Source organism: Streptomyces sp. MJM8645 (genome assembly GCF_001625365.1).
Taxonomy (GTDB): Bacteria; Actinomycetota; Actinomycetes; order Streptomycetales; family Streptomycetaceae; genus Kitasatospora.
Genome location: NZ_LJJF01000001.1, coordinates 1,533,828 through 1,556,043 on the forward strand (window position 1 = coordinate 1,533,828; position 22,216 = coordinate 1,556,043).

Consider the following 22,216-nt stretch of genomic DNA (forward strand, 5'->3'; position numbering starts at 1 on the left):
ATATACGTGCCAGGACGCCACAAGCCGCACCAGCCGACGACCGATCAGTGACGCGGGATCGATGCCAGGTCCGTGAGCTGGACATACGGGGTTCGAGGGCTCCATCCAGGCACCGTACCGTCGTCCTCGCCCCGGCTCACCCGCTTAGAACTCCTAACGAAATGATCTTCGAGATGGTTGGATCGCTCCTGGAGTGACGATTCGGGGGTGTGGGGTGGCTCGGCCGAAGCCGTGGCATGTTGACGACGAGTTGTGGGCGGTGATCGAGCCGCTGCTGCCCAAGGTTGAGCGTCGGGTGCGGCATCCAGGACGGAAGCGGCATCCGGACCGACTGGTGTTCCAGGGCATCCTGTTCGTCCTGCACACCGGGATCAGCTGGGAACATCTCCCGCAGGAACTCGGCTTCGGGTCGGGCATGACCTGCTGGCGCCGCCTGGCCGAGTGGACGGAGGCTGGCGTCTGGCCCCGGCTCCACGAGGTCCTCTTGGCCAAGCTCCGCAGCGCGAACGCCCTGGACTTCTCCTGGGCGGCTGTGGACGGCTCTCACATCCGGGCGTTAAAGGGGGATCCAAGACGGGACGAAGTCCTGTCGACCGGGGCAGAACGGGCAGCAAGCACCACCTGATCACCGACGCCACCGGTATCCCGCTCGCCGTCACCCTGACCGGCGGCAACCGCAATGACGTCACCCAGCTCATTCCACTGCTTCAGGCGGTGCCGTCCGTTCGCGGCAAGCGCGGCCGGCCCCGGCGCCGCCCCGACGTCGTGCTCGGTGACTGCGGCTACGACCACGACAAGCACCGCCGTCTGGTCCGGAACCTCGGCGTGAAGCCGCTCATCGCCCGCCGAGGCACCGAGCACGGCTCCGGACTCGGCACTCAACGCTGGGTCGTGGAACGCGCCTTCGCCCACCTGCACTGGTTCCGCCGCCTGCGCATCCGCTGGGAGATCCGCGATGACATCCACGAAGCCTTCCTGAGCCTGGGATGCGCACTCATCTGTTGGCGCCGTCTCTCACGGCCGGTCCGGGACTCCCCTGCTCAGTAGCCATTCCCTGACGCTCGGGGAGCTGTCCAGGAGCTGGCTGACCTGCATACCCTCGGCCCGTGAGGTCACTCTCGACAGAGGTGTGAAGTCACCAGGCAGGATATCCAGCAGGCTCATCACGCGGTCTCCCGCATGAAGCGTGATGAGCAGTTCGCACCGAATCTGACGCGGGATGCCGGGGCGGTGCGGCAGGCTGTTCCACAGGGCTGGCCACAGATAGTGGGTTCCATTGGACGCCGCATTCGCCTGCACCCATACCGGGTCCAACCGCTGGTTGAGGCCGAGCTGGCATGCCCGCTCCTCCAGCCTGACCAGCGAGGTCGTATCGAGGACCTTCAACTCCCGAGGCACCGGCTCATCCGAGTTCATCGCCCCATGCTGCCCGATAGCACCCCAGTGACTGGAACCGACCCATCGAAGATCATTTCGTTAGGAGTTCTTATAGGGGACAGCCCTAAGGTCAAGCATGGTGTCGAGATCGCCGTCTGGATCGCGCAAGGCAAACAGCAAAAGCCGTAACACCGGGTTCTGATGCCGGTCATCGAGCTCTCAAGACCGGGCCAGAGGCTACTCCCCACCCCTCCTTCGGAGCAGGAAGTCGACCGAGTCGACTTTCACAACCCCGCATTATTCCGTTGTCGCTTCTGCCCCTGCCGATGGCAGGGGCAGAAGCACTTCGAACCCTTCTCCTTCCACGAAGGAGGTGGGTTGGGACGGCTTAATTCGAAGCGCGGTCGCCGCTTCGGCAACTGCCGAAGCGGCGGCGGAGGCAAAGAGGTGGGGGGTGGGGGGTGGGGGGTGGGGGGTGGGGGGTGGGGGGTGGGGGGTGGGGGGTGGGGGGTGGGGGGTGGGGGGTGGGGGGTGGGGGGTGGGGGTGGGGGGTGGGGGGTGGGGGGTGGGGGGTGGGGGGTGGGGGGTGGGGGGTGGGGGGTGGGGGGTGGGGGGTGGGAAGCCGCCAGGCCCGCAGGCCTGGCGGCTTCCCACCCGAGTCATCGATAAGGGGCCACCGTTGGACCGGTGAGCAACCATGCGAAGGGGCCCGCACGTTCGGGGTGAACGGGCGGGCCCCTGGCGTTCGGCGGTCAGCCCACCGAGGAGTAGGCGATGATGCCGCGGCGCAGGCCGTCGACGGCCTTGCGGGCCGTCCGGCGCAGTTCGGCGTCCTCGCCGGCCGCGTCCTGGATCTGGCCGAGGACGTCGATCAGTTGCTTGGTCCAGCGGACGAAGTCGCCGGCCGGCATGTCGGCGTCGCGCAGCACCTGGTCCAGGCTGTGGCCGAGGGCCCAGCGGTGGGCGGCCCAGGCGAAGCCGAGGTCGGGCTCGCGCTGGCCGACGCCCTCGGCGGTGTTGATCCGGTGCTGCTCCTCCAGGGCGTCCAGGTGGCCCCAGATCCGGACCATCTGGCCGAGCGCCTCCTTGGCCCCGCCCTCCGGCACCCGGGGGGCGGTGGCGTCGTCGGACTGGCGCGCCTCGTAGACCAGCGCCGAGGCGCAGGCGGCGAGTTCGGCGGCGTCCAGGCCGCTCCAGACGCCTTCGCGGATGCACTCGGAGGCGAGCAGGTCGAGTTCGCCGTAGAGCCGGCCGAGGCGCTTGCCGTCGTCGGTGACGGTGTCGCCGCTCAGGTAGCCGAGGTCGGTGAGCAGCCCGCAGACGCGGTCGAAGGTGCGGGCGATGGTGTGGGTGCGGGAGCGCATCCGGCGTTCCAGCGCCTCGGTGTCGCGGTGCAGGCGGTGGTAGCGCTCGGCCCAGCGGGCGTGGTCCTCGCGCTCGTCGCAGCCGTGGCAGGGGTGCTGGCGCAGTTCGGTGCGCAGCCGGGTGATCTCCTGGTCGTCGGCGGCGGCCGCGCGGCCCCGGCGGAACCGCTCGGGTTCGAGGTGGCCGGCCTTGGTGCGCAGTGCGGAGGCGAGGTCCCGGCGGGACTGCGGGCTGCGCGGGTTGAAGGACTTGGGGATGCGCACCCGCTCGACGGCGGCGACCGGGTACGGGAAGTCGATCATGGCGAGCCGCTTGACCTGCCGCTCGGCGGTGAGCACCACCGGGCGGGGCCCGTCCTGGAAGTCGGGGTGGCGGCCGACCCGGCCGTTGCGGCTGACCGGCGGCAGGCCCGGGTCGAGGACCAGGGCGAGACCGGCGAACTTGCCGGTGGGGACGTGGATGACGTCGCCCGGCTTGAGCTGCTCGATCGACTCGACGGCGGCCGCACGGCGCTGGCCGCTGCCCTCGCGGGCGAGTTCGTTCTCCCGGTCCTTGAGCCGGCGGCGCAGGTCCATGTACGCGTCGAAGTCGCCGAGGTGGCAGGTCATCGACTCGCGGTAGCCCTCCAGCCCCTCTTCGTTGCGCTGGACCTGGCGGGCGATGCCGACCACCGAGCGGTCGGCCTGGAACTGGGCGAAGGAGGTTTCCAGCAGTTCGCGCGAGCGGTGCCGGCCGAACTGGGAGACCAGGTTGACGGCCATGTTGTAGGACGGCCGGAACGAGGACTTGAGCGGGTAGGTGCGGGTGCCGGCCAGGCCGGCCAGCGCCTCCGGGTCGAGGCCGCGCTGCCAGAGCACCACGGCGTGGCCCTCGACGTCGATGCCTCGGCGCCCGGCCCGGCCGGTGAGCTGGGTGTACTCGCCGGGGGTGATGTCGGCGTGGGTCTCGCCGTTCCACTTGACCAGCTTCTCCATGACCACCGAGCGGGCGGGCATGTTGATGCCGAGCGCCAGGGTCTCGGTCGCGAAGACGGCCTTGACCAGGCCCTTCACGAACAGCTCCTCGACCACCTCCTTGAACCGCGGCAGCATCCCGGCGTGGTGGGCGGCGATGCCGCGCTCCAGCCCGTCCAGCCACTCGAAGTAGCCGAGGACGTGCAGGTCCTCGTCGGGGATGTCGGCGCAGCGCTCCTCGACGAAGGCCCGGACGACGGCGCGGTCGGCGTCCTTGTTGAGCCGCAGGCCGGAGCTGAGGCACTGCTGGACGGCGGCCTCGCAGCCGGCCCGGCTGAAGATGAAGGTGATCGCGGGCAGCAGGCCCTCGGCGTCGAGCCGGTCGATGACGTCCACCCGACCCGGCGTCCAGACCCGGCCGGGGCGCCCGTTGGGCATGCTGCGGCCCCGGCCGCGGCCGAACCGGTCGCGCGGGTTGCGGTCCAGCTCGGAGCGGGCGAGCCGGACCAGCTCGGGGTTGACGGCCTTGCCCGGGTTGCGCGGGCCGTCCTTGGGGCGGCCGTCCCGGTCGGGGTTGGCGAACAGGTCGTACATCCGGTTGCCGGCCATCACGTGCTGCCACAGCGGCACGGGCCTGGTCTCGGAGACGATCACCCGGGTGCCGCCGCGCACGGTGTCCAGCCAGTCGCCGAACTCCTCGGCGTTGGAGACGGTCGCGGAGAGCGAGACGAGGGTGACCGACTCGGGGAGGTGGATGATGACCTCCTCCCAGACGGCGCCGCGGAAGCGGTCGGCGAGGTAGTGCACCTCGTCCATGACGACGTAGCCGAGGCCGTCGAGGGTGCTGGAGCCCGCGTAGAGCATGTTGCGCAGCACCTCGGTGGTCATGACCACCACGGGGGCGTCGCCGTTGACGGTGTTGTCGCCGGTGAGCAGGCCGACCTTGGCGGCGCCGTAGCGCTTGACCAGGTCGCCGTACTTCTGGTTGGACAGCGCCTTGATGGGCGTGGTGTAGAAGCACTTGCGGCCGCCCAGGAGGGCCAGGTGCACGGCGAACTCGCCGACGATGGTCTTGCCCGAGCCGGTGGGCGCGGCGACCAGGACGCCCGAGCCGGCCTCCAGCGCCTCGCAGGCCTCCAGCTGGAAGTCGTCCAGCGGGAAGTCGTACAGCTGCTGGAAGCCGTGGAGCGCGGTCGCCTGCTCCTTGGCCCGGCGGCGGCTGGCCGCGTACGCCTCGGCGGGGCTGAGCTCCTGGTCGTCGTGGGGCTGGGGCTCAGGGGTGTTCATCGCCGTCCGGGTGTGGTTGGTGTGATCTCGCATCTCAGCGAGAGGTTACCCGGCGGCACTGACATCGATAGCACCGTTTTTCCGTGCGACTTTCCGTACGGCTTCCGCACGGCTTCCATGGGACGGGATCGGCCGCGGGATCATTCCGGGATCGCTTCCCTCTCACATCCATAGTTGCAAACATCTTCAAGTGATCAGAGTCCGACCAGCTTCGGACGTCTCCGGTCATCCCCGGTGGACGGCCGCCGGTCTCCCTACCGTCGTTGCCACGGCGGAGCCACCGCCACCAACTCACGGGAGGACACCGACGATGGCGAACCTGGAGACGTCCCTCAAAGAGGCCATGGGGATCGACGGCGCGATCGGCGTCGCCCTGGTCGACTACGGCAGCGGCATGGCGCTCGGCAGCCTCGGCGACGGCGGCGAACTGGACCTCAACGTCGCCGCCGCCGGGAACACCGACGTGGTCCGCGCCAAGATGCGGGCGATGGAGATGCTCAACCTGCACGACAACGAGATCGAGGACATCCTGATCAGCCTCACCAACCAGTACCACCTGGTCCGACCGATCACCACGCCCACCGGGCGCGGCCTCTTCCTCTTCCTGGCGCTCAACCGCGGCCGCTCCAACCTCGCGATGGCCCGCCACCAGCTCAAGCGGATCGAACTCTCGCTGGAGATCTGAGCGGACCGACCCCAGGGAAGGGGGGACTCGTGGCGGTAGCGCTCTACCAGGCCAAGGCCGAGTTCTTCCGGATGCTCGGCCATCCCGTCCGGATCCGGGTGCTGGAACTGCTGCAGGCCGGACCGACGCCCGTCCGCGGGCTGCTCGCCGAGCTGGAGGTCGAACCCTCCAGCCTCTCCCAGCAGCTCGCGGTGCTGCGCCGGTCCGGCATCGTCACCGCCACCCGGGAGGGCAGCACGGTGGTGTACGCGCTGGCCGGCGGCGACGTCGCCGACCTGCTGCGAGCGGCCCGGCGGATCCTCACCGGGCTGCTCGCCGACCAGAACCTGCTGCTCGCCGAGCTGCGGGCCAGCTCCGAACGGGCCGGCTCCGAGCGAGCCGGATCCGACCGAGGCAGCTCCGAGCGGGCCGGCCCGGAGTAGCCGCGTGCGGACCGGGAACCGCCCGGAGCCGGCCCGGAATAACCGCGCGCGCAGGCCGGCCCCCGCGCGCCGGTCAGCCCTTCAGCAGGTCGGCCAGCCCGTCCGCCAGCCGCTCGTACTCCCGCGGCCGGTTGTACAGCTGCGCGCTGACCCGCAGCACCCCGCCGCCGGCCCACGGGCGGATCGCGATCCGGGTGCCGAGCCGCTGCCAGACCTCGTCCCGCAGCGGTTTCACGTCCTGCTCCGCCTCGACGCACCCGGCCGGCAGCCGGACGGAGCGCATCCAGACCCCGGGCGTCGCGGGCAGCGGCGCCAGGCCGGCCCGCTCGGCGAGCACCCGCTGGCCGTACCCGGCGAGTGCGGCGTTGTGCGCGGCCACGGCCTCGGGGCCGAGCTCGCGCAGCAGCTCGAAGCCGGCCGGGGCGGCGAGCCAGCCCGTGTAGTCGCAGGTGCCGCGCCATTCGACGTTCCACGGGAAGCCCCGGTCGTGCTCCCAGGAGAAGGTGAGCGGGCGTACCCGGTCCACCCACTCCGGGCGGACGGCGAGCACGCCGGTGCCGCGCGGGGCGAAGGCCCACTTGTGCAGGTTGCCGAACCAGAAGTCGGCGTTCGGGTCGACCGGGGCGGGCAGCATGCCGGGGGCGTGGGCGCCGTCCACGACGGTGGTCACGCCGCGCTCGCGCAGGTCGGCGAGCAGACCCGGGCCGGCGATCAGGCGGGCGGTGGGCGAGGTGATCTGGTCCAGCACCGCGACGGTGACGCGCTCGTCGACGGCGGCGAGCACCGCCTCCCGGACGGCCTGCTCGTCGGGGGTGTCCAGCGGCAGTTCGACCTCGACCACCTCGGCGCCGGTCTCGGCGGCCCGGCGCTCGGCGGCCCGGGTGACCACGCCGTAACCGTGGTCGGTGACCAGGATCCGGTCGCCGGGCGCGAACGGGATGGTGTCCAGGGCGATCGCGACCGCCTCGGTGACGTTGGAGACCAGGGCGAGCCGGTCCGGGTCGACGGCCAGGTCGGCGGCGATCCTGGTGCGCGCCGCGCCGACCCGGGCCGGCAGGTCGGCGAAGAAGCCGTCCGGGTCCAGCTCGTGTTCGGCGCGCAGCCGCTGCTGCGCCCGCTGCACGGGGACGGGCACCGCGCCGTACGAACCGTGGTTCAGGTGCGCCGCGTCCGGCGAGATGCCGAACAGCCCGTCGGCCGCGGGCAGCGGGGCCGGGGGTTCGACGGTCCACAGGTCCTCGATCACGGCATCCTCCCCATTGTGGTGTGTGACATTTCACATGACAGGGTACTGGTCGGGTGGCGCGCTCCGATACGACGATCGGGCCGTGACCATCACCGACCCCTTCCTGTCGCTCAGCGCCCGCACCGGCCGGTTCACCTTCGGTGCGCCGCGCGCGTTCACCCTCGCCGAGGACGGTACCCGGCTGCTGCTGCTCCGCTCGACCGGTTCCGAGGATCCGGTCGACCGCCTGTACCTGCTCGACGCCGCCACCGGCGAGGAACGACTGGTCGCCGACCCGGCGGTCCTCGCCCCCGGACGCACCGGCCGCCGCGACGACCTGCCCGCCGTCGAACGACGGCTGCGCGAACGCACCCGCCTGGTCGCCGCCGGCATCGGCACGTACGCGGCCACCGCCGACCTCGCGACCGCCGTCCTCGTCCTCGACGGCCGGCTGTTCCGGATCGACACCGCCACCGGCGCCGGCACCGAACTGCCCGTCGCCGGGCCCGCGTTCGACCCCCGGCCGGACGCCGGCGGCGAACGCGTCGCCTACGTCGCCGACGACGCCCTGTACGTCACCCCCGACCTCGAACCGCTCTCCCCCGCCGACGGCGCCCGCTGGGGCGTCGCCGAGTTCGCCGCCGCCGAGGAGCTCGGCCGCTCCCGCGGCCACTGGTGGCGCCCCGACGGCGGCGCGCTGCTGGCCGCCCGGGTGGACGAATCCGCCCTCCCCCGGCGCTACTTCGCCGACCCCGCCCACCCCGGCGAGCCCGCCGAGGACTTCGCCTACCCGCAGGCCGGCGGCCCCAACGCGGACGTCCAGCTCTGGGTCCTCGGCCTCGACCGCAGCCGGGTACGGCTCCGCTGGGACGCCGCCGCGTTCCCGTACCTCTGCGCCGCCACCTGGGCCTCCGACCAGGAACTGCTGCTCACCGTCGCCGACCGGCTCCAGCAGCACGTCCTGCTGCTGACCGCCGACCCGGCCACCGGCGAGACCCGCGAACTCTCCCGCACCACCGACGAGTTCTGGGTCGACGACCTGCCCGGCACCCCCGCCCGGCTGGCCGACGGCCGGCTGCTCACCGCCCACGACACCCCGCAGGCCCGCGGCCTCGCCCTGGACGGCAAGCCGCTGGACACCACCGGACTCCAGATCCGCCGGGTGGTCGGGCACCTGGACGGCCGGCTGCTCTGCGAGACCGGCCAGGGCGACCCGGCCGACCAGTACGTCCACCTGGTCGACCCGGACGGCGGCGCACCCGAACCCGTCACCACCGGCCCCGGCGTGCACTCCGCACTCGCCGCCGGCCGCACCCTGCTGCTCACCACCGCCGACGCCGACGGCATCCGGCGCCGACTGCTGCGCGACGGCTCGCTCGACGCCTCACCCGACGGCCCCGCGCTGCCACTCACCGACCTGAGCGCCACCCTCCCCTACCGGGTGCGGCCACGGCTCGCCCGGGTCACCGAACTCGGCCTGCCCACCGCCGTGGTGTACCCGCGCAACCACGTCCCCGGCCGCCGGCTGCCGGTGCTGCTGGACGTCTACGGCGGGCCCGGCTTCCAGGCCGTGGCGGCCGAGCCGCGCCGCTGGCAGCTCCGCCAGTGGTGGGCCGACCAGGGCTTCGCCGTCGTCACCACCGACAACCGCGGCACCCCGTTCGTCTCGCCGGAGTTCACCCGGGCGATCTTCCGCCGCTTCTCCCAGGTGGCACTGGACGACCAGGTGAACGCCCTGCAGGCGCTCGCAGGGCAGCACCACGACCTCGACCTCGGCCGGGTCGGCGTGCGCGGCTGGTCGTACGGCGGGTACTTCGCGGCGCTCGCCGTGCTGCGCCGCCCGGACGTCTTCCACGCCGCCTGCGCGGGCGCCCCGCCCACCGACTTCCGGCACTACGACACCGCGTACACCGAGCGCTACCTCGCGCTGCCGCAGGACAACCCGGAGGGCTACGCCGACGACTGCCTGGTCACCGACGCGCCCGGGCTGACCCGGCCGCTGCTGCTGATCCACGGGCTGGCCGACGACAACGTCCACCCCTCGCACACCCTGCTGCTCTCCGAGGCGCTCACCAAGGCCGGCCGGCCGCACAGCGTGCTGCCGCTGCCGGGCGTCACCCACATGACCCCGGGCGGGGTGAACGAGCAGGTCACCCAGGCCGAACTCGCCTTCCTGCGGGCGTCCTTGGGCTGAGCCGCCGGATTCACGGGCAGGGGCGTCGCACCGGTGGTGCGGCGCCCTTCGCCTTGCCCGCACCTCTTCCACGTGACCCGTGACATGTGAAATATTACCTGCGCTTCACCGAACGATTACTCCACCCCCAAACCCCATCCCCCGGAAAGGACCGGTCAGTTGCGCAGACTGTCCGCCGCTCTTGCGGCCGCGCTCACCACGAGCGCGATAGCCGCCACCCTGCTGGGCACCCCCGCCCACGCCGCTCCCCCTGCCCCCGCCACGATCGCCGCGGCCGAACGCGGCACCGAGGCAGGCGGCGCCGAAGCCCCGCCCGCACCGCTCGCCCCCCAGGAGCGCGAGCGCCAGGCGCTCCGCACCAAGGCCCTGGAACAGCTCAACCAGGGCTCCGTCGCCAAGACCGCCGGCAAGCGGGCCCCCGCCAAGGTGAAGGTCGGCAACGACTACGTCCAACTGGCGCACCAGCGCACCGACAAGGTCTTCGTGATCCTCGCCCAGTTCGGCGACGAGGTCGACAACACCACCCAGTACAACGGCCAGCCCCGCTACGGCGGCACCCCCGGCCCGCGCCACGACCAGATCCCCAAGCCGGGCAAGGGCGACAACCACACGCTGTGGGAGCCGGACTTCAGCCGCGACTACTACCAGAAGATGTTCTTCGACGACACGCCCGGCACCGTGTCCATGCGCAACTACTACCGCACCCAGTCCTCCGGCCGCTACGACGTCCAGGGCACCGTCAGCGACTGGGTCACCGTCCCGTACAACGAGGCCCGCTACGGCAGCAACAAGGGCCCGCAGGGCTCCGGCGCCTGGACCCAGGGGCAGGAGTTCATCCGGGACGCCGTCAAGGCCTGGTACGACGGCGAGATCGCCAAGGGCCGCAGCGTGGCCGACATCAAGGCGCAGCTCGCCCAGTACGACGTCTACGACCGCTACGACCACACCAAGACCGGCGAGTTCAACCAGCCCGACGGCTACCTCGACAACGTCATCGTGGTGCACGCCGGCGTCGACGAGACCTGGGGCGGCGGCGCCCAGGGGGCCGACGCGCTGTGGGCGCACCGCAGTTGGACCTTCCCCGACGCGACCGGCCGGACCGGCCCGGAGGGCAACAAGATCGGCGGCGCGCCGGTCGGCGACACCGGCCTCTACGTCTACGACTACGTCCAGGCCGGCGAGAACAGCGGCGTCGGCCTGTTCGCCCACGAGTACGGCCACAACCTCGGCCTGCCCGACCTGTACAGCACCAGCGGCGGCGACAACAGCGTCAACTTCTGGTCGCTGATGTCCTCCGGCTCCTACCTGGGCAAGGGGCCGAACACCACCGGCGGCTACCCGGGCGACCTCGACGCCTGGAGCAAGCTCCAGTTCGGCTGGCTCGACTACGACGAGGCGCAGGCCGCCACCCGGTCCAGCCACGCCCTCGGGGTGAGCGGCTACAACACCGACCAGGCCCAGGCGCTGCTCGTCCACCTGCCGGACAGCACCACCAGCACCGACCTCGCCGACCCGTACGAGGGCGCCAGGCAGTGGTGGAGCGACACCGGCGACAACCTCGACAACTCGCTCAGCCGGGACGTCGACCTGCGCACCGCCACCGGCCCGGCCGCCCTGGACGCCGCCGCCTGGTACGACACCGAGCAGGACTACGACTTCCTCACCGTCGAGGCCTCCACCGACCAGGGCAAGCACTGGACGGCCCTGGGCGGCACCGTCGACGGCGCGCCGATCGGCAACACCAGCGCAAACACCCCCGGTCTCAGCGGCAGTTCGGGCACCTACCGGAAGCTGCACCTCCCGCTGGACGGCTACCTCGGCCAGCAGGTCCGGCTGCGCTTCCACGCCACCTCGGACGGCAACACCCACGGCCGGGGCGTGCTCGTCGACGCCGTGAAGATCACCGCCGGCGGCACCGAGCTCTTCGCCGACGGCGCCGAGAACGGCGCCAACGGCTGGACCGCCACCGGCTTCACCGTCATCACCGGCCGCACCGCCGTCAAGCAGCACCCGCGCGCCTACCTCGCCGAGAACCGCCGCTACACCGGCTACGGCGCGTTCCTGAAGACCGGCCCGTACAACTTCGGGTACAGCGGCGTCGCGGGCAAGGCCGACATCGTCGACACCTACCCGTACCAGGAGGGCGTCCTGCTCTGGCTGTGGGACACCGCGTACGGCGACAACAACACCAAGGACCACCCCGGCGGCGGGCTGATCCTGCCGATCGACGCCCACCCGGCGGCGGTCCGCTTCTCCGACGGCACCCTGGTCAACGGGCGGGCGCAGACCTACGACGCGCCGTTCTCGCTCAAGCCGACCACGGCGTTCACGCTGCACAAGGGCGGCGTCGCGGTGCGGATCCCGTCCGAGCCGGCCGTCCCGGTCTTCAACGACCACACCGGCACGTACACCGACCCGGCCCTCCCGCAGCTCGCGGTGAAGGTGCCGGACACCAACACCAGGATCGAGGTCGTCCGGGAGTCCCAGGGCGGGCGGATCACCACCGTCCGGGTCGGCCCGGCCTCGTAGGAACCCCCAGCGAAGGCCCCGGGCCCCCGACGAAAAGGGGCCCGGGGCCGGCTCATGGGCCTCACCGCGCCCGGAGGGCGGTTCACGCCGACCTCCGACGAGGCCGTTCGGCGCCGACTCCAGGGGGTAACTGTCCTGCTCGGCAGGGGTGGTACCGCTCCGCGCAGCGAATGATCCGACCACGTCCGGTACGCTTGATCTTCAACAGGACTTGAAGTCAAGGAGTCAAGGAGTCGAGGAGCAGGCATGGACACCGGACCGGTCGACCTGCTGAGCGTCGGCGAGGTGGCCCGGCGGGCCGGGATCGCCACCTCGGCGGTGCGCTTCTACGAGGACCAGGGGCTGATCTCCTCCGAACGGTCGCCGGGCAACCAGCGCCGCTACCGGCGGCACGTGCTGCGCCGGATCTCGCTCATCCTGGTCGCCAAACGGCTCGGCATCCCGCTCTCCGAGGTGGCCGAGGTGTTCACCGGGCTCCCCGAGGACCGGATGCCGGGCAAGCACGACTGGGACCGCATCTCGCGGCGCTGGGCCGAACAACTGCGCGCCCGGCGGGCCGAGTTGGAGCGGCTGGAGGAGGAGCTGACCGGCTGCATCGGCTGCGGCTGCGTGTCGCTGCGCCGCTGCCGGGTGCTCAACCCCGGGGACGAACTGGCCGCCGAGGGGCCCGGCCCGCGCCGGCTGCTGCCGGGCACGGCGGGCGAGGCGGGCGGGCCGTCCGGACCGTGAAAACGGCCGGGCCCTGAGAACGACCGAACCGTGAACACGGCCGGGCCATGAGAACGGCCTGACCGTGAACACGGTGGAACCCGGTCGGACGCGGCCCTCGTGAGGTTCCCCGCCGCGCCCGACCGGGCGTCTGCGGCGAGGGATCGCGTCCCTCGCCCGTTGGGTGCCGTACCGCCCGGCGTGGGGGCAACTGGGCGGTACGGCGGCTCTGGTCAGCCGGCCTCAGCCGGCTCATGAAGGCCCGCGAAGGCCAGCGAAGGCCCGCGAAGGCCCGCGAAGGCCTCCGGGAATCAGACCTCCGGGAAGTGGCAGGCCGCCTCCCGGCCGCCCGGCCCGGCGATCCGCAGCAGCGGGCGGTCCGTGCGGCAGATCTCCTGCGCCTTGGGGCAGCGCGGGTGGAAGGAACAGCCGGACGGCGGGTTCGCCGGGCTCGGCGGGTCACCGAGCAGCACGATCCGCTCCCGCGCGCGCTCCGCCGCCGGGTCGGGCAGCGGGACGGCGGACAGCAGCGCCCTGGTGTACGGGTGCGCCGGGCTGCCGTACACCTCGGCCTTGTCGCCGATCTCGACGATCCGCCCGAGGTACATCACCGCCACCCGGTCGCAGACCCGCTTGACCACCGAGAGGTCGTGCGCGATGAACACGTACGCCAGGCCGAGTTCCTGCTGGAGCCGCTCCATCAGGTTGACCACCTGGGCCTGGATGGAGACGTCGAGCGCGGAGACCGGCTCGTCGGCGATGACCAGCTTCGGCGAGGTGGCGAGCGAGCGGGCGATGCCGATGCGCTGCGCCTGGCCGCCGGAGAACTCGTGCGGGTAGCGGTCGATCTGCTCGGGGATCAGCCCGACCAGTTCCATCAGCTCGCCGGCCCGCCGGCGCGCGTCGGCCGCGCCGAACCCCTGGAGCAGCAGCGGCTCGGAGATGATCCGGGCCACCGTCTGCCGGGGGTTGAGCGAGGAGTACGGGTCCTGGAAGACCATCTGCAGGTGCCGCCGGTGCGGTCGCAGCCGGGCCTGGGAGAGCCCGCCGATCTCGGTGCCGTCGAAGGTGACGGTGCCGGAGGTCGGGTCGAGCAGGCGGACGATCATCCGCCCGGTGGTGGACTTGCCGCAGCCGGATTCGCCGACCAGGCCGAGCGTCTCGCCCTTGCCGACGTCGAAGCTGACGCCGTCGACGGCGCGGACCGGGGCGCCGGGGCGGCCGGTGCGCCCGCGTCGACCGGGGAAGGTCTTCACCAAGTCCCTTACGGACAACAGGGTTTCGGTCATGGCCGGGCTCCTTCCGACACCAGCGGCAGGTGGCAGGCGGCCTGGTGGCCGGGGGCGAGCGGGCCGAGCTCGGGTCGTTCGGCCAGGCAGCGGGCGTGTTCCTCGGCGGTGGCGGCGTCGGTGCGGGCGCAGCGCGGGGCGAAGGAGCAGCCGGGGGCGGGGGCGATCAGCGACGGCGGGCTGCCGGGGATGGCCCGCAGCGGGGCGTCGTCGGTGTCGTCCAGGCGCGGCAGCGAGTCCAGCAGGCCGCGGGTGTACGGGTGCCCGGGGGTGGCGAACAGCCGGTCCACCGACGCCTGTTCGGCGGCCCGGCCGCCGTACATGACCAGCACCTCGTGGGCGACCCGGGCGACCACGCCGAGGTCGTGGGTGATCATGACGACGCCGAGGCCGCGCTCCTGCTGGATGCGGGCGATCAGGTCGAGGATCTGCGCCTGGACGGTGACGTCGAGGGCCGTGGTGGGCTCGTCGGCGATCAGCAGTTCGGGCTCGCAGGCGAGGGCCATGGCGATCATGACGCGCTGGCGCATGCCGCCGGAGAACTGGTGCGGGTACTCGTCGACCCGCCGGGCCGGCTCCGGGATGCCGACCTCGGCCAGCATTTCGAGCGCCCGCGCGCGGCCCGCCCTGCGGTTGGCCTTGAAGTGCACCCGGTAGTGCTCGGCGATCTGCTCGCCGACGGTGTAGAAGGGGTGCAGGCTGGACAGCGGGTCCTGGAAGATCATCGCGATCCGGCGGCCCCGGACGGCGCCCAACGCCCGTTCACCGAGCCCGTTGAGCTCCATCCCGTCGAGCCGGATCGAGCCGGTGACGGCGGCGCCTCGGTGCAGGCCCATGACGGCGAGCGAGGTGACGGACTTGCCGCTGCCGGACTCGCCGACCAGGCCGAGGGTCCGCCCGGCCTCGACGGCGAAGGAGATGCCGTCCACCGCCCGGACGACGCCCCGGGGCGTGTCGAAGGAGACCCTGAGGTCGTCGACCTCCAACAGAGTCATCAGTACCTCACTCTCGGGTCGACGTACGCGTAGAGCAGGTCGACCAGCAGGTTCGCGGCGACGATGAAGGAGGCCGCGAGCAGGGTGACGCCGAGGATGACGGGCTGGTCGGAGCGGACCAGCGCGTCGTAGAACAGCCGCCCGACGCCGGGCAGGCCGAAGATGGACTCGGTGATGACGGCGCCGGCCAGCAGGCCGCCGAGGTCCATGCCGAAGATGGTGAGGATCGGCGTCATCCCGGAGCGCAGCCCGTGCTTGACGGCGACGGTGCCGGGCGGCAGGCCCTTGGCCCGGGCGGTGCGGATGTACGGCTCGGCCATCGCCTCGATCATCGAGTTGCGGCTCTGCCGGGCGTACATGGCCGCGTACAGCAGGGCCAGGGCGATCCACGGCAGCAGCAGGTTGGAGGCCCAGGCGACCGGGTCGTCGGTGAACGCGTGGTACGCGGGGTACGGCAGCAGGCCGGCCGTCCGGACGACGCCCCAGATCAGCATGATCGAGGTGAAGTAGACCGGCAGCGACGCGGCGCCGACCGACGCCACCATCAGCGTCCGGTCGGTGAGCCCGCCCTTGCGCAGCGCCGAGGTGACGCCGGCGCCCAGGCCGAGGACCAGCCAGAGCACGGCCGCGCCGATGGCGAGCGAGACGGAGACCGGCAGGCGGTCGGTGAGCAGGTCCCAGACCGGCAGCGAGTACTCGTAGGAGTAGCCGAGGCAGGGGAAGCCGCAGTGGGTGGCGCTGGCGCCGCTGCCGTAGTCGCGCCCGGCGAAGATGCCGGTGAGGTAGGTGGCGAACTGCTCCCAGACCGGCTTGTCCAGGCCCATCGCCGCCTTGACCTCGGCGACCCGGTCGGGGCTGCAGGTCTTGCCGCAGGCGGCCACCGCCGGGTCGGAGGGCAGCAGGTAGAAGATGGTGAAGGTGATCGCGCAGACGGCCAGCAGGATGCCGGCCGCGGCGAGCAGTCGGCGCCCGAGGTAGAGGATCACGACCGGCCTCCTCGGGGGTCGGGGGAGAGGATCACGACCGGCCTCCTCGGGGGTCGAGGATGTCGCGCAGCGCGTCGCCGAGCAGGGTGAAGGCGAGCACGGCGAGGAACAGGAAGACCGTCGGGATCAGGAAGTACGTCGGGTCGGTCTCGTAGTGGACGATGCTCTCGGCGATCATCTGACCCCAGGACGGGGTCGGCGGGCGCACGCCCACGCCGAGGTAGCTGAGCGCGGCCTCGGTGGCGATCATGCCGGGGACGAGCAGCGTGGTGTAGGCGATGATCGGCCCGGAGACGTTCGGCAGGATCTCCCGGGTGAGGATCCGCCAGGAGCGGGCGCCGCCGACCTTGGCCGCGTCGACGTACTCGCGGTGCTTGAGCGAGAGGGTCTGGCCGCGGACCACGCGGGCGATGCCGGGCCAGCCGAACAGGCCGATCACCAGGGTCATCAGCAGGATCCGGTTGACGTCCTTGGCCACCGACATCATCGAGATCATGAAGATCAGGGACGGGAAGGACATGGTGAGGTCCATCAGCCGGGAGAGCACGGCGTCGGTGCGGCCGCCGAAGTAGCCGGCGGCGATGCCGGTCAGGGTGCCGGCGACCACGACCAGCACGGTGGCGGTGAACGCGATCAGCAGCGAGGTCTGGCCGCCGTGCAGGACCCGGGCGAACAGGTCGCGCCCGGTCGCGGGTTCGACGCCCAGCCAGTGCCGGGTGCCGATCCCGCCGAAGTCGCCGATCGGCAGGCCGCCGAGGTAGGGGTCGATCGCGCGTTTGTCGAACTCGTCGGGGGTCCAGCCGCCGAGCGCGCTCAGCGGTCCGGCCAGGGCGGTCAGCAGGACCAGGAGGGCGACCGTGACCAGGCCGAAGCGGGCCGAGCCCCTGGCCCACAGCTGGTCCCAGACCAGCCGCCACGGCCCGCGGCCGGCGGCCTTCGCGGGGCCCGCCGCCGCGACCGGCGCGGCGGCGGGCTCAGTGCGTGTGCTCATCGCGGACGGCCCCTCAGCCCTTGCTCTTCGAGGGGTCCTTGAGGCCGATGGTGGCGAAGTCCCACTGGCCGGTCCAGACCGGGTGGCCGAAGGCGCCGGCCACGTTGGTGCCGGCCAGCAGCGGGCGGCGCAGCCAGAGCAGCGGCACGGTGGGCGCCTTCTTCAGCAGGTCGTCGCTGAGCTGCATCCAGGCCTTGTTGGCCTCGGCGACGTCGCTCATCGCGTTGATCTGGTCGATCCGGTCCGAGGTGGCCTGGTCGCGGAACTGCTCGACGTTGCCCTGGTTGCCCTTCTCCTTGATGGTGCGGCCGTCGAAGACCTGGGGCAGGAAGGTGGCACCCGACGGGTAGTCCGGGCACCAGCCGAGGATGGCGAGGTCGGGCGCGTTCTTGGTGTCGCCGATGGTGTCGTAGTAGACCGACGGGTCGGCGGTGGTGATGGTGACCTGGATGCCGACCTTGGCCAGCGACTGCTGGAGCGCCTCGGCCCGGGTCTTGTCACCGGAGGAGACGGTCAGCGAGACCTTGAGGTCGGTCTTGCCGGCGTCCTTGAGCAGTTGCTTGGCCTTCTCCGGGTCGCCGGTCGGGGCGATCTTCAGGGTGTCCTGCTTGGTGCCGCCGGTCAGCGCGGGCGGCAGGTAGGAGGTGGCCACGTCGGCCGTCGCCGGGCCGCCGAACGCCGTGACCTGGGCGTCCCGGTCCACCGCGTACATCAGGGCCTCGCGCACCTTGGGGTCGTCGAACGGCGCCTTGGAGGTGTTGGGGTAGAGCATGTCGGTGCAGCCCTGCTGCTCGGCGATCAGCCGGCTTTTCACGTCCGGCTTCGGCAGCACCTTGGAGATGGACTCCGGGCGCAGCGTCGCCCACTCGATCGTGGAGGCGTCCTCGCCCTCGCTCGCGATGATCCGGTCGTCGATCTGACCGGCCTTGAGCCCCTCGACGACGACGATCTTGTCCGGGTAGGCCTTGCGGACGGGGTCGGTGGACTGGTCCCAGTTGGTGTTGCGGACCAGCGTCAGCTGCTTGCCGCGGTCGTAGGTCTCGATCTTGTACGGGCCGGAGGAGAACGGGCGCAGGTCGTACTGGGTGCCCTTGTCCTGGGCTTGCGGCACCGGGGCGAAGGTCGGCAGCGTCGCGGTGGAGGAGAACTCGGCGACCGGGCGCTTCAGGTGGAAGACGACGGTCTTCTCGTCCGGGGTCTCGATGCTGGCCAGGTGCTCGCCGTTCAGCGGGCCCTTGTAGTTCTCGCCGCCGGCCAGGTACTGCTGGGCGTAGTCGGGGCCGCCGGTGAGGTCCGGGGCGAAGGAGCGCTCGACGTTGTACTTGACGTCGGCGGACTTGATCGGCGTCCCGTCCTCGTACTTGACGCCGTCCTTGAGGGTGAAGGTCCAGGTCTTCCCGCCGTCGGAGGAGCGGCCGAGGTCGGTGGCGAGGTCGGGGACGAGCTCGCTGCCGGCGGCGCCCGGCTCGGCCTTGAAGGTGACCAGGGTGCGGTAGAGCAGCCGGATGCCGAAGTCCATGTTCGGCATGGTCCAGTTGCGGACCGGGTCGAGGTGGGCGAAGTCCTGGTTGGACAGGACGGTGAGGGTGCCGCCCTTGACCGGGGTGCCGCCGACGATCGAACCGGACTCCGCCCCCGGGCCCTTGGTGCTGCCCGCCGCCGCGTCGGCGCCGCTGTCGCTCTTGTCGTTCTTGCAGGCCCCGAGGCCGAGGGTGAGGGTCGCCGCGAGGGCCGCCGCGAGGGCGGCGTGGGTGCGCCTGGTCATGTGCAACTCCGCTGTGGGGGGCCTGCCGTGAAGCCCGTGGTCCGCCCCGGGAGGTGATCCGGGACCCGACCGGGAGGCGACCTTCGAGGTCTGGCCGCTCCGCGGTGTGACCCGTAACATAGTAATGTGAAATTGCACTGCACAAGAGGTGACGCCTCCCGTTACCGAGCTGTGTCCGGGCCACACCACCCCCGCCCCTCCTAGGAGTTCACCGGTGACCCACCGCCAGACCGGCCTCAACACCGGGAGCCACGACCTCCCCGTCTCCCCCGCCCTCGACGCCTTCATGGGCACCCGCTGGGCCGCCACCCCCCTCCCCGCCGACCAGCGCGCCCCCGGCCACGACCGCCTCCCCGGCCGCCACGCCCGCCTCTCCACCACCTTCCCCGGCGAACGGCTGATCGTCCCCGCCGGCCGGCTCAAGGTCCGCTGCAACGACCTCGACCACCGCTTCCGCCCGCACAGCGCCTACGCCTGGCTCACCGGCCTCACCGGCGAGGACCAGGCCGACCACGTCCTCATCCTCGAACCGACCGGCCCCCACGGCCACGAGCCGGTCCTGTACCTGCGCCCCCGTTCCCCCCGCGGGGGGCACGCCAACGGCGCCGAGTTCTACCGCGACCGCCGCTACGGCGAGTTCTGGGTCGGCCGCCGCCCCGACCTCGCCGAAGCCGCCACACTCACCGGACTGCGCACCGAACACCTCGACGACCTCGACAAACTCCTCACCGGCCCCCAGCCGCCCACCCGCGTCCTCGCCGGCACCGACCCCCTCGTCGACGAGAGCACCGGACGCCCCGGTGCCCACACCGCACGGGACGGCGAACTCGACGCCGTCCTCGCCGAGTTGCGCCTGGTCAAGGACACCTGGGAGATCGACCAGCTACAACTCGCCGTCGACCACACCGTCACCGGCTTCCAGGACGTCGTCCGCGCCCTGCCCACCGCCCTGCGCCACCCCCGCGGCGAACGCTGGATCGAGGGCGTCTTCGACCTGCGCGCCCGCGCCGAAGGCAACGGCACCAGCTACACCACCATCGCCGCCTCCGGCGCCCACGCCTGCGTCCTGCACTGGATCCGCAACGACGGCGCCCTCGACCCGAACTCCCTGCTCCTGCTGGACGCCGGCGTCGAAACCGACACCCTCTACGCCGCCGACATCACCCGCACCCTCCCGCTCAGCGGCACCTTCACCCCCGTCCAACGGCAGGCCTACGACCTCGTCCTCGCCGCCCAGAGCGCCGGCATCGCCGCGCTACGGCCCGGCGCCCGCTTCCGCGACTTCCACAACGCCGCCATGCGGGTCATCGCCGAAGGCCTCGCCGACTGGGGCGTCCTGCGCATCCCCGCCGAACAGTCCCTCGCCGAGGACAACGGCCTCCACCGCCGCTACACCCTCTGCGGCAGCGGCCACATGCTCGGCCTCGACTACCACGACTGCGCCAGGGCCCGCGCCGACCGCTACCTCGACGGCACCCTGGAAGCCGGCATGGTCCTCACCGTCGAACCCGGCCTCTACCTCCAGCCCGACGACGAAACCCTCCCCCTCGAACTCCGCGGCCTCGGCATCCGCATCGAGGACGACCTCGTCATCACCCCCGACGGCGCCCACCTCATGTCCCACGCCCTCCCCCGCACCGCCCCCGCCATCGAATCCTGGATGGCCGACCTGCTCGGCTGAGCCCGGGGAGCGGCCGCTCACACCGCCCGCGCGGACCGCCACAGCTCCGCGATCAGGGCCGCCGCCGGGCCGGTGCGGGTCTTCCGGTGGGCGGTGCCGGCCCAGAGGTGCATGGACTGGAGGTCGGCGCGGCGGGTCGCGGCGGCGCGCAGCGGCTGGGTGAGGTGGTGCACCTCGGGGTAGGCGGGCGGGGCGTACGGGCCGTGGCGGTCGATGAAGGCGTTGCGCAGACCGCGGGCCGGGCGGCCGGTGAAGGCCCTGGTGACGGCCGTCTCCGGGAGTTCGGTGAGCGCCGCCCGGTGCGCGGCCGAGGTACCGGACTCGTCGGCGCGCAGCAGGGCCGTCCCCAGCTGCACCGCCGCCGCCCCGGCCCGCAGCGCCGCCGCCACCGCCGGTCCGTCGCCCAGCCCGCCGGCCGCGATCAGCGGCAGCGCCGTCACCGCCCGGACGGCGGGCAGCAGCTCCAGCAGCGGGACGTCGCCGGGCTCGTCCCCGATCCGGTGGGTGGCGCGGTGCCCGCCGGCCTCCGGGCCCTGCACGCACAGCGCGTCCATCCCGACCGCCTCCGCCGCCCGCGCCTCCGCGGGCGTGGTGACGGTGCCGACCTGGAACGACCCGGCCGCGCGGACCGCCGCCGCCTCCTGCGGCGTCGGCAGGCCGAAGGTGTACGAGACCACCGGGACCGGGTCCGCCAGCAGCACGGCGAGCTTGGCCTCCCAGTCGTCCCGGTCCGGCCCGATCTCCTCGGGCAGCGCCACGCCCCACCGCTCGGCCTCGGGCCGCAGCCGCTCCCGGTAGGCGGCGACGGCCGCCGGATCGCCGGGCGGGGCCGGGACGAACAGGTTCACGCCGAACGGCCCACCGGTCAACTCCCTGACCAGCGCGACCTGTTCGGCCATCGCGGCGGCGCTCCGGTACCCGGCGGCGAGGAACCCCAGCCCGCCGGCCCGGTTCACCGCCGCCACCAGCTCCGGGGTGGACGCCCCGCCCGCCATCGGCGCGCCGATCACCGGCACGGAAAGTTCATCGAGACGGACGGCCATCGGGGTCCTCCACTCCGGGATACGGTTCGAACCCGGCCCACCCTACGCTCAGCGGATCAGCCCCCGCCCGCGCGCCGCCCGCACCGCCGCCGTCCGCGAGTCCACCGCCAACTTGGTGTAGACGTGCACCAGATGGGACTTCACCGTGGCCTGGCTCAGGTGCAGTCGCTGGCTGATCTGCTGGTTGGTCAGCCCGTCCGCGACCAGCCCCAGCACCTCGGTCTCCCGCGCGCTGAGCGCCGCCGACGGCGTCCGCATCCGTTCCAGCAGCCGGTCGGCGACGCTCGGCGCCAGCGCCGAGCGGCCCGCGGCGGCCGCCCGGACGGCTTGGGCCAGTTCCTCCGGCGGGGCGTCCTTGAGCAGGTAGCCGGTGGCGCCGGCCTCCAGCGCGGGCAGGGTGTCGGCGTCGGTTTCGTAGGTGGTGACGACGAGGACCCGGGGCGCGCCCGGCCGGGCGGTGATCGCGGCGGTCGCCTGGGCGCCGTTCATGGCCGAGCCGGGCCCGAACTGGAGGTCCATCAGCACCACGTCGACCCCGCCCGCCGCGGCCAGTTCGACGGCCCGTTCGGCGGTCGCGGCCTCGGCGACGATGGTGAAGTCCGGCTCGCCCTCCAGGACGGCCCGCAACCCGGCCCGCACCACCGGGTGGTCGTCCGCCAGCAGCAGCCGGATCACCGTGCCGCGCCCGCGCCCGCCGTCACTGCGCTCGTTCACGGTCCGC

The 22,216-nt window shown here is 72.4% G+C and carries 17 protein-coding genes; 7 read left to right on the forward strand and 10 right to left on the reverse strand.

Annotated features, from left to right (window positions below):
• Positions 1-214 precede the first annotated feature (214 nt).
• A protein-coding gene (locus A6F73_RS39110; RefSeq protein ID WP_244293310.1) for an IS5 family transposase occupies positions 215-1,047 on the forward strand; the annotation gives its coding sequence in 2 pieces (ribosomal slippage) (positions 215-541 and positions 544-1,047; 831 coding nt in all).
• Here A6F73_RS39110 and A6F73_RS06390 read toward each other — a convergent pair.
• Positions 1,015-1,416, reverse strand: a complete 402-nt coding sequence (locus A6F73_RS06390; RefSeq protein WP_063346880.1) for a hypothetical protein — start codon at positions 1,414-1,416, stop codon at positions 1,015-1,017. The two genes, A6F73_RS39110 and A6F73_RS06390, sit on opposite strands and share 33 nt — an antisense overlap.
• A 713-nt stretch (positions 1,417-2,129) precedes the next feature.
• Complete coding sequence (locus tag A6F73_RS06395; protein WP_063346881.1) at positions 2,130-4,982, reverse strand: DEAD/DEAH box helicase; 2,853 nt, start codon at positions 4,980-4,982, stop codon at positions 2,130-2,132.
• 310 nt (positions 4,983-5,292) lie between these two features.
• On the opposite strand from A6F73_RS06395, the gene A6F73_RS06400 reads away from it, so the two are divergent.
• Together A6F73_RS06400 and A6F73_RS06405 are read left to right on the forward strand one after the other, a co-directional pair.
• Positions 5,293-5,667 (forward strand): hypothetical protein, encoded by a 375-nt coding sequence (locus A6F73_RS06400; protein ID WP_063346882.1) that lies wholly within the window; start codon positions 5,293-5,295, stop codon positions 5,665-5,667.
• Between the two features lie 29 nt (positions 5,668-5,696).
• Positions 5,697-6,089 carry a metalloregulator ArsR/SmtB family transcription factor gene (locus A6F73_RS06405; protein WP_063346883.1) on the forward strand — a complete coding sequence of 131 codons (393 nt, stop codon included), beginning with the start codon at positions 5,697-5,699 and terminating at the stop codon, positions 6,087-6,089.
• Positions 6,090-6,162: 73 nt separating this feature from the next.
• Here the strand turns inward: A6F73_RS06405 and A6F73_RS06410 are convergent, their stop codons facing one another.
• Entirely contained in the window at positions 6,163-7,335 is a 1,173-nt protein-coding gene (locus A6F73_RS06410; protein ID WP_244293311.1) for an aminotransferase class V-fold PLP-dependent enzyme, read from the reverse strand.
• A gap of 82 nt (positions 7,336-7,417) precedes the next feature.
• Here A6F73_RS06410 and A6F73_RS06415 point away from each other — a divergent pair, with 82 nt between their 5' ends.
• From A6F73_RS06415 to soxR, 3 genes are all read left to right on the forward strand, one after another.
• A complete protein-coding gene (locus A6F73_RS06415; protein ID WP_208869054.1) occupies positions 7,418-9,508 on the forward strand; it encodes a prolyl oligopeptidase family serine peptidase in 2,091 nt (696 codons plus the stop codon).
• A gap of 159 nt (positions 9,509-9,667) precedes the next feature.
• Positions 9,668-12,037, forward strand: coding sequence for an immune inhibitor A domain-containing protein (locus A6F73_RS06420; RefSeq protein WP_063346884.1), 2,370 nt, complete (start codon positions 9,668-9,670; stop codon positions 12,035-12,037).
• Positions 12,038-12,283: 246 nt separating this feature from the next.
• Positions 12,284-12,766: a redox-sensitive transcriptional activator SoxR gene (gene soxR, locus A6F73_RS06425; RefSeq protein WP_063346885.1), complete on the forward strand. Its 483-nt coding sequence runs from the start codon at positions 12,284-12,286 to the stop codon at positions 12,764-12,766.
• A gap of 290 nt (positions 12,767-13,056) precedes the next feature.
• On the opposite strand, the gene A6F73_RS06430 is transcribed toward soxR, so the two are convergent.
• From A6F73_RS06430 to A6F73_RS06450, 5 genes are read right to left on the reverse strand one after another with little or no spacing between them, the layout of a single operon-like run.
• Entirely contained in the window at positions 13,057-14,034 is a 978-nt protein-coding gene (locus tag A6F73_RS06430; RefSeq protein WP_079135478.1) for an oligopeptide/dipeptide ABC transporter ATP-binding protein, read from the reverse strand.
• Positions 14,031-15,029, reverse strand: a complete 999-nt coding sequence (locus tag A6F73_RS06435) for an ABC transporter ATP-binding protein (RefSeq protein ID WP_063346887.1) — start codon at positions 15,027-15,029, stop codon at positions 14,031-14,033. The genes A6F73_RS06430 and A6F73_RS06435 overlap by 4 nt, the downstream gene beginning before the upstream one ends.
• A complete protein-coding gene (locus tag A6F73_RS06440; protein ID WP_063346888.1) occupies positions 15,029-16,015 on the reverse strand; it encodes an ABC transporter permease in 987 nt (328 codons plus the stop codon). The genes A6F73_RS06435 and A6F73_RS06440 overlap by 1 nt, the downstream gene beginning before the upstream one ends.
• Before the next feature lie 31 nt (positions 16,016-16,046).
• Positions 16,047-17,006 carry an ABC transporter permease gene (locus A6F73_RS06445; protein WP_063346889.1) on the reverse strand — a complete coding sequence of 320 codons (960 nt, stop codon included), beginning with the start codon at positions 17,004-17,006 and terminating at the stop codon, positions 16,047-16,049.
• Positions 17,007-17,019: 13 nt separating this feature from the next.
• Positions 17,020-18,771, reverse strand: a complete 1,752-nt coding sequence (locus A6F73_RS06450) for an ABC transporter substrate-binding protein (RefSeq protein ID WP_063346890.1) — start codon at positions 18,769-18,771, stop codon at positions 17,020-17,022.
• Positions 18,772-18,985: 214 nt separating this feature from the next.
• Between A6F73_RS06450 and A6F73_RS06455 the strand changes: the two genes are divergently transcribed.
• Positions 18,986-20,452, forward strand: a complete 1,467-nt coding sequence (locus A6F73_RS06455; protein WP_063346891.1) for an aminopeptidase P family protein — start codon at positions 18,986-18,988, stop codon at positions 20,450-20,452.
• A gap of 17 nt (positions 20,453-20,469) precedes the next feature.
• On the opposite strand, the gene A6F73_RS06460 is transcribed toward A6F73_RS06455, so the two are convergent.
• Positions 20,470-21,495 (reverse strand): nitronate monooxygenase, encoded by a 1,026-nt coding sequence (locus tag A6F73_RS06460; RefSeq protein WP_063346892.1) that lies wholly within the window; start codon positions 21,493-21,495, stop codon positions 20,470-20,472.
• A gap of 48 nt (positions 21,496-21,543) precedes the next feature.
• Entirely contained in the window at positions 21,544-22,209 is a 666-nt protein-coding gene (locus tag A6F73_RS06465; RefSeq protein ID WP_279634881.1) for a response regulator transcription factor, read from the reverse strand.
• Positions 22,210-22,216 lie beyond the last annotated feature (7 nt).

Coding starts and splice junctions, on each gene's coding strand:
- A6F73_RS06395 (WP_063346881.1), bottom strand. CDS start 4,982: ATGAACACCCCTGAGCCCCAGCCCCACGACGACCAGGAGCTCAGCCCC.
- soxR (WP_063346885.1), top strand. CDS start 12,284: ATGGACACCGGACCGGTCGACCTGCTGAGCGTCGGCGAGGTGGCCCGG.
- A6F73_RS06400 (WP_063346882.1), top strand. CDS start 5,293: ATGGCGAACCTGGAGACGTCCCTCAAAGAGGCCATGGGGATCGACGGC.
- A6F73_RS06445 (WP_063346889.1), bottom strand. CDS start 17,006: ATGAGCACACGCACTGAGCCCGCCGCCGCGCCGGTCGCGGCGGCGGGC.
- A6F73_RS06450 (WP_063346890.1), bottom strand. CDS start 18,771: ATGACCAGGCGCACCCACGCCGCCCTCGCGGCGGCCCTCGCGGCGACC.
- A6F73_RS06430 (WP_079135478.1), bottom strand. CDS start 14,034: ATGACCGAAACCCTGTTGTCCGTAAGGGACTTGGTGAAGACCTTCCCC.
- A6F73_RS06390 (WP_063346880.1), bottom strand. CDS start 1,416: ATGAACTCGGATGAGCCGGTGCCTCGGGAGTTGAAGGTCCTCGATACG.
- A6F73_RS06460 (WP_063346892.1), bottom strand. CDS start 21,495: ATGGCCGTCCGTCTCGATGAACTTTCCGTGCCGGTGATCGGCGCGCCG.
- A6F73_RS06435 (WP_063346887.1), bottom strand. CDS start 15,029: ATGACTCTGTTGGAGGTCGACGACCTCAGGGTCTCCTTCGACACGCCC.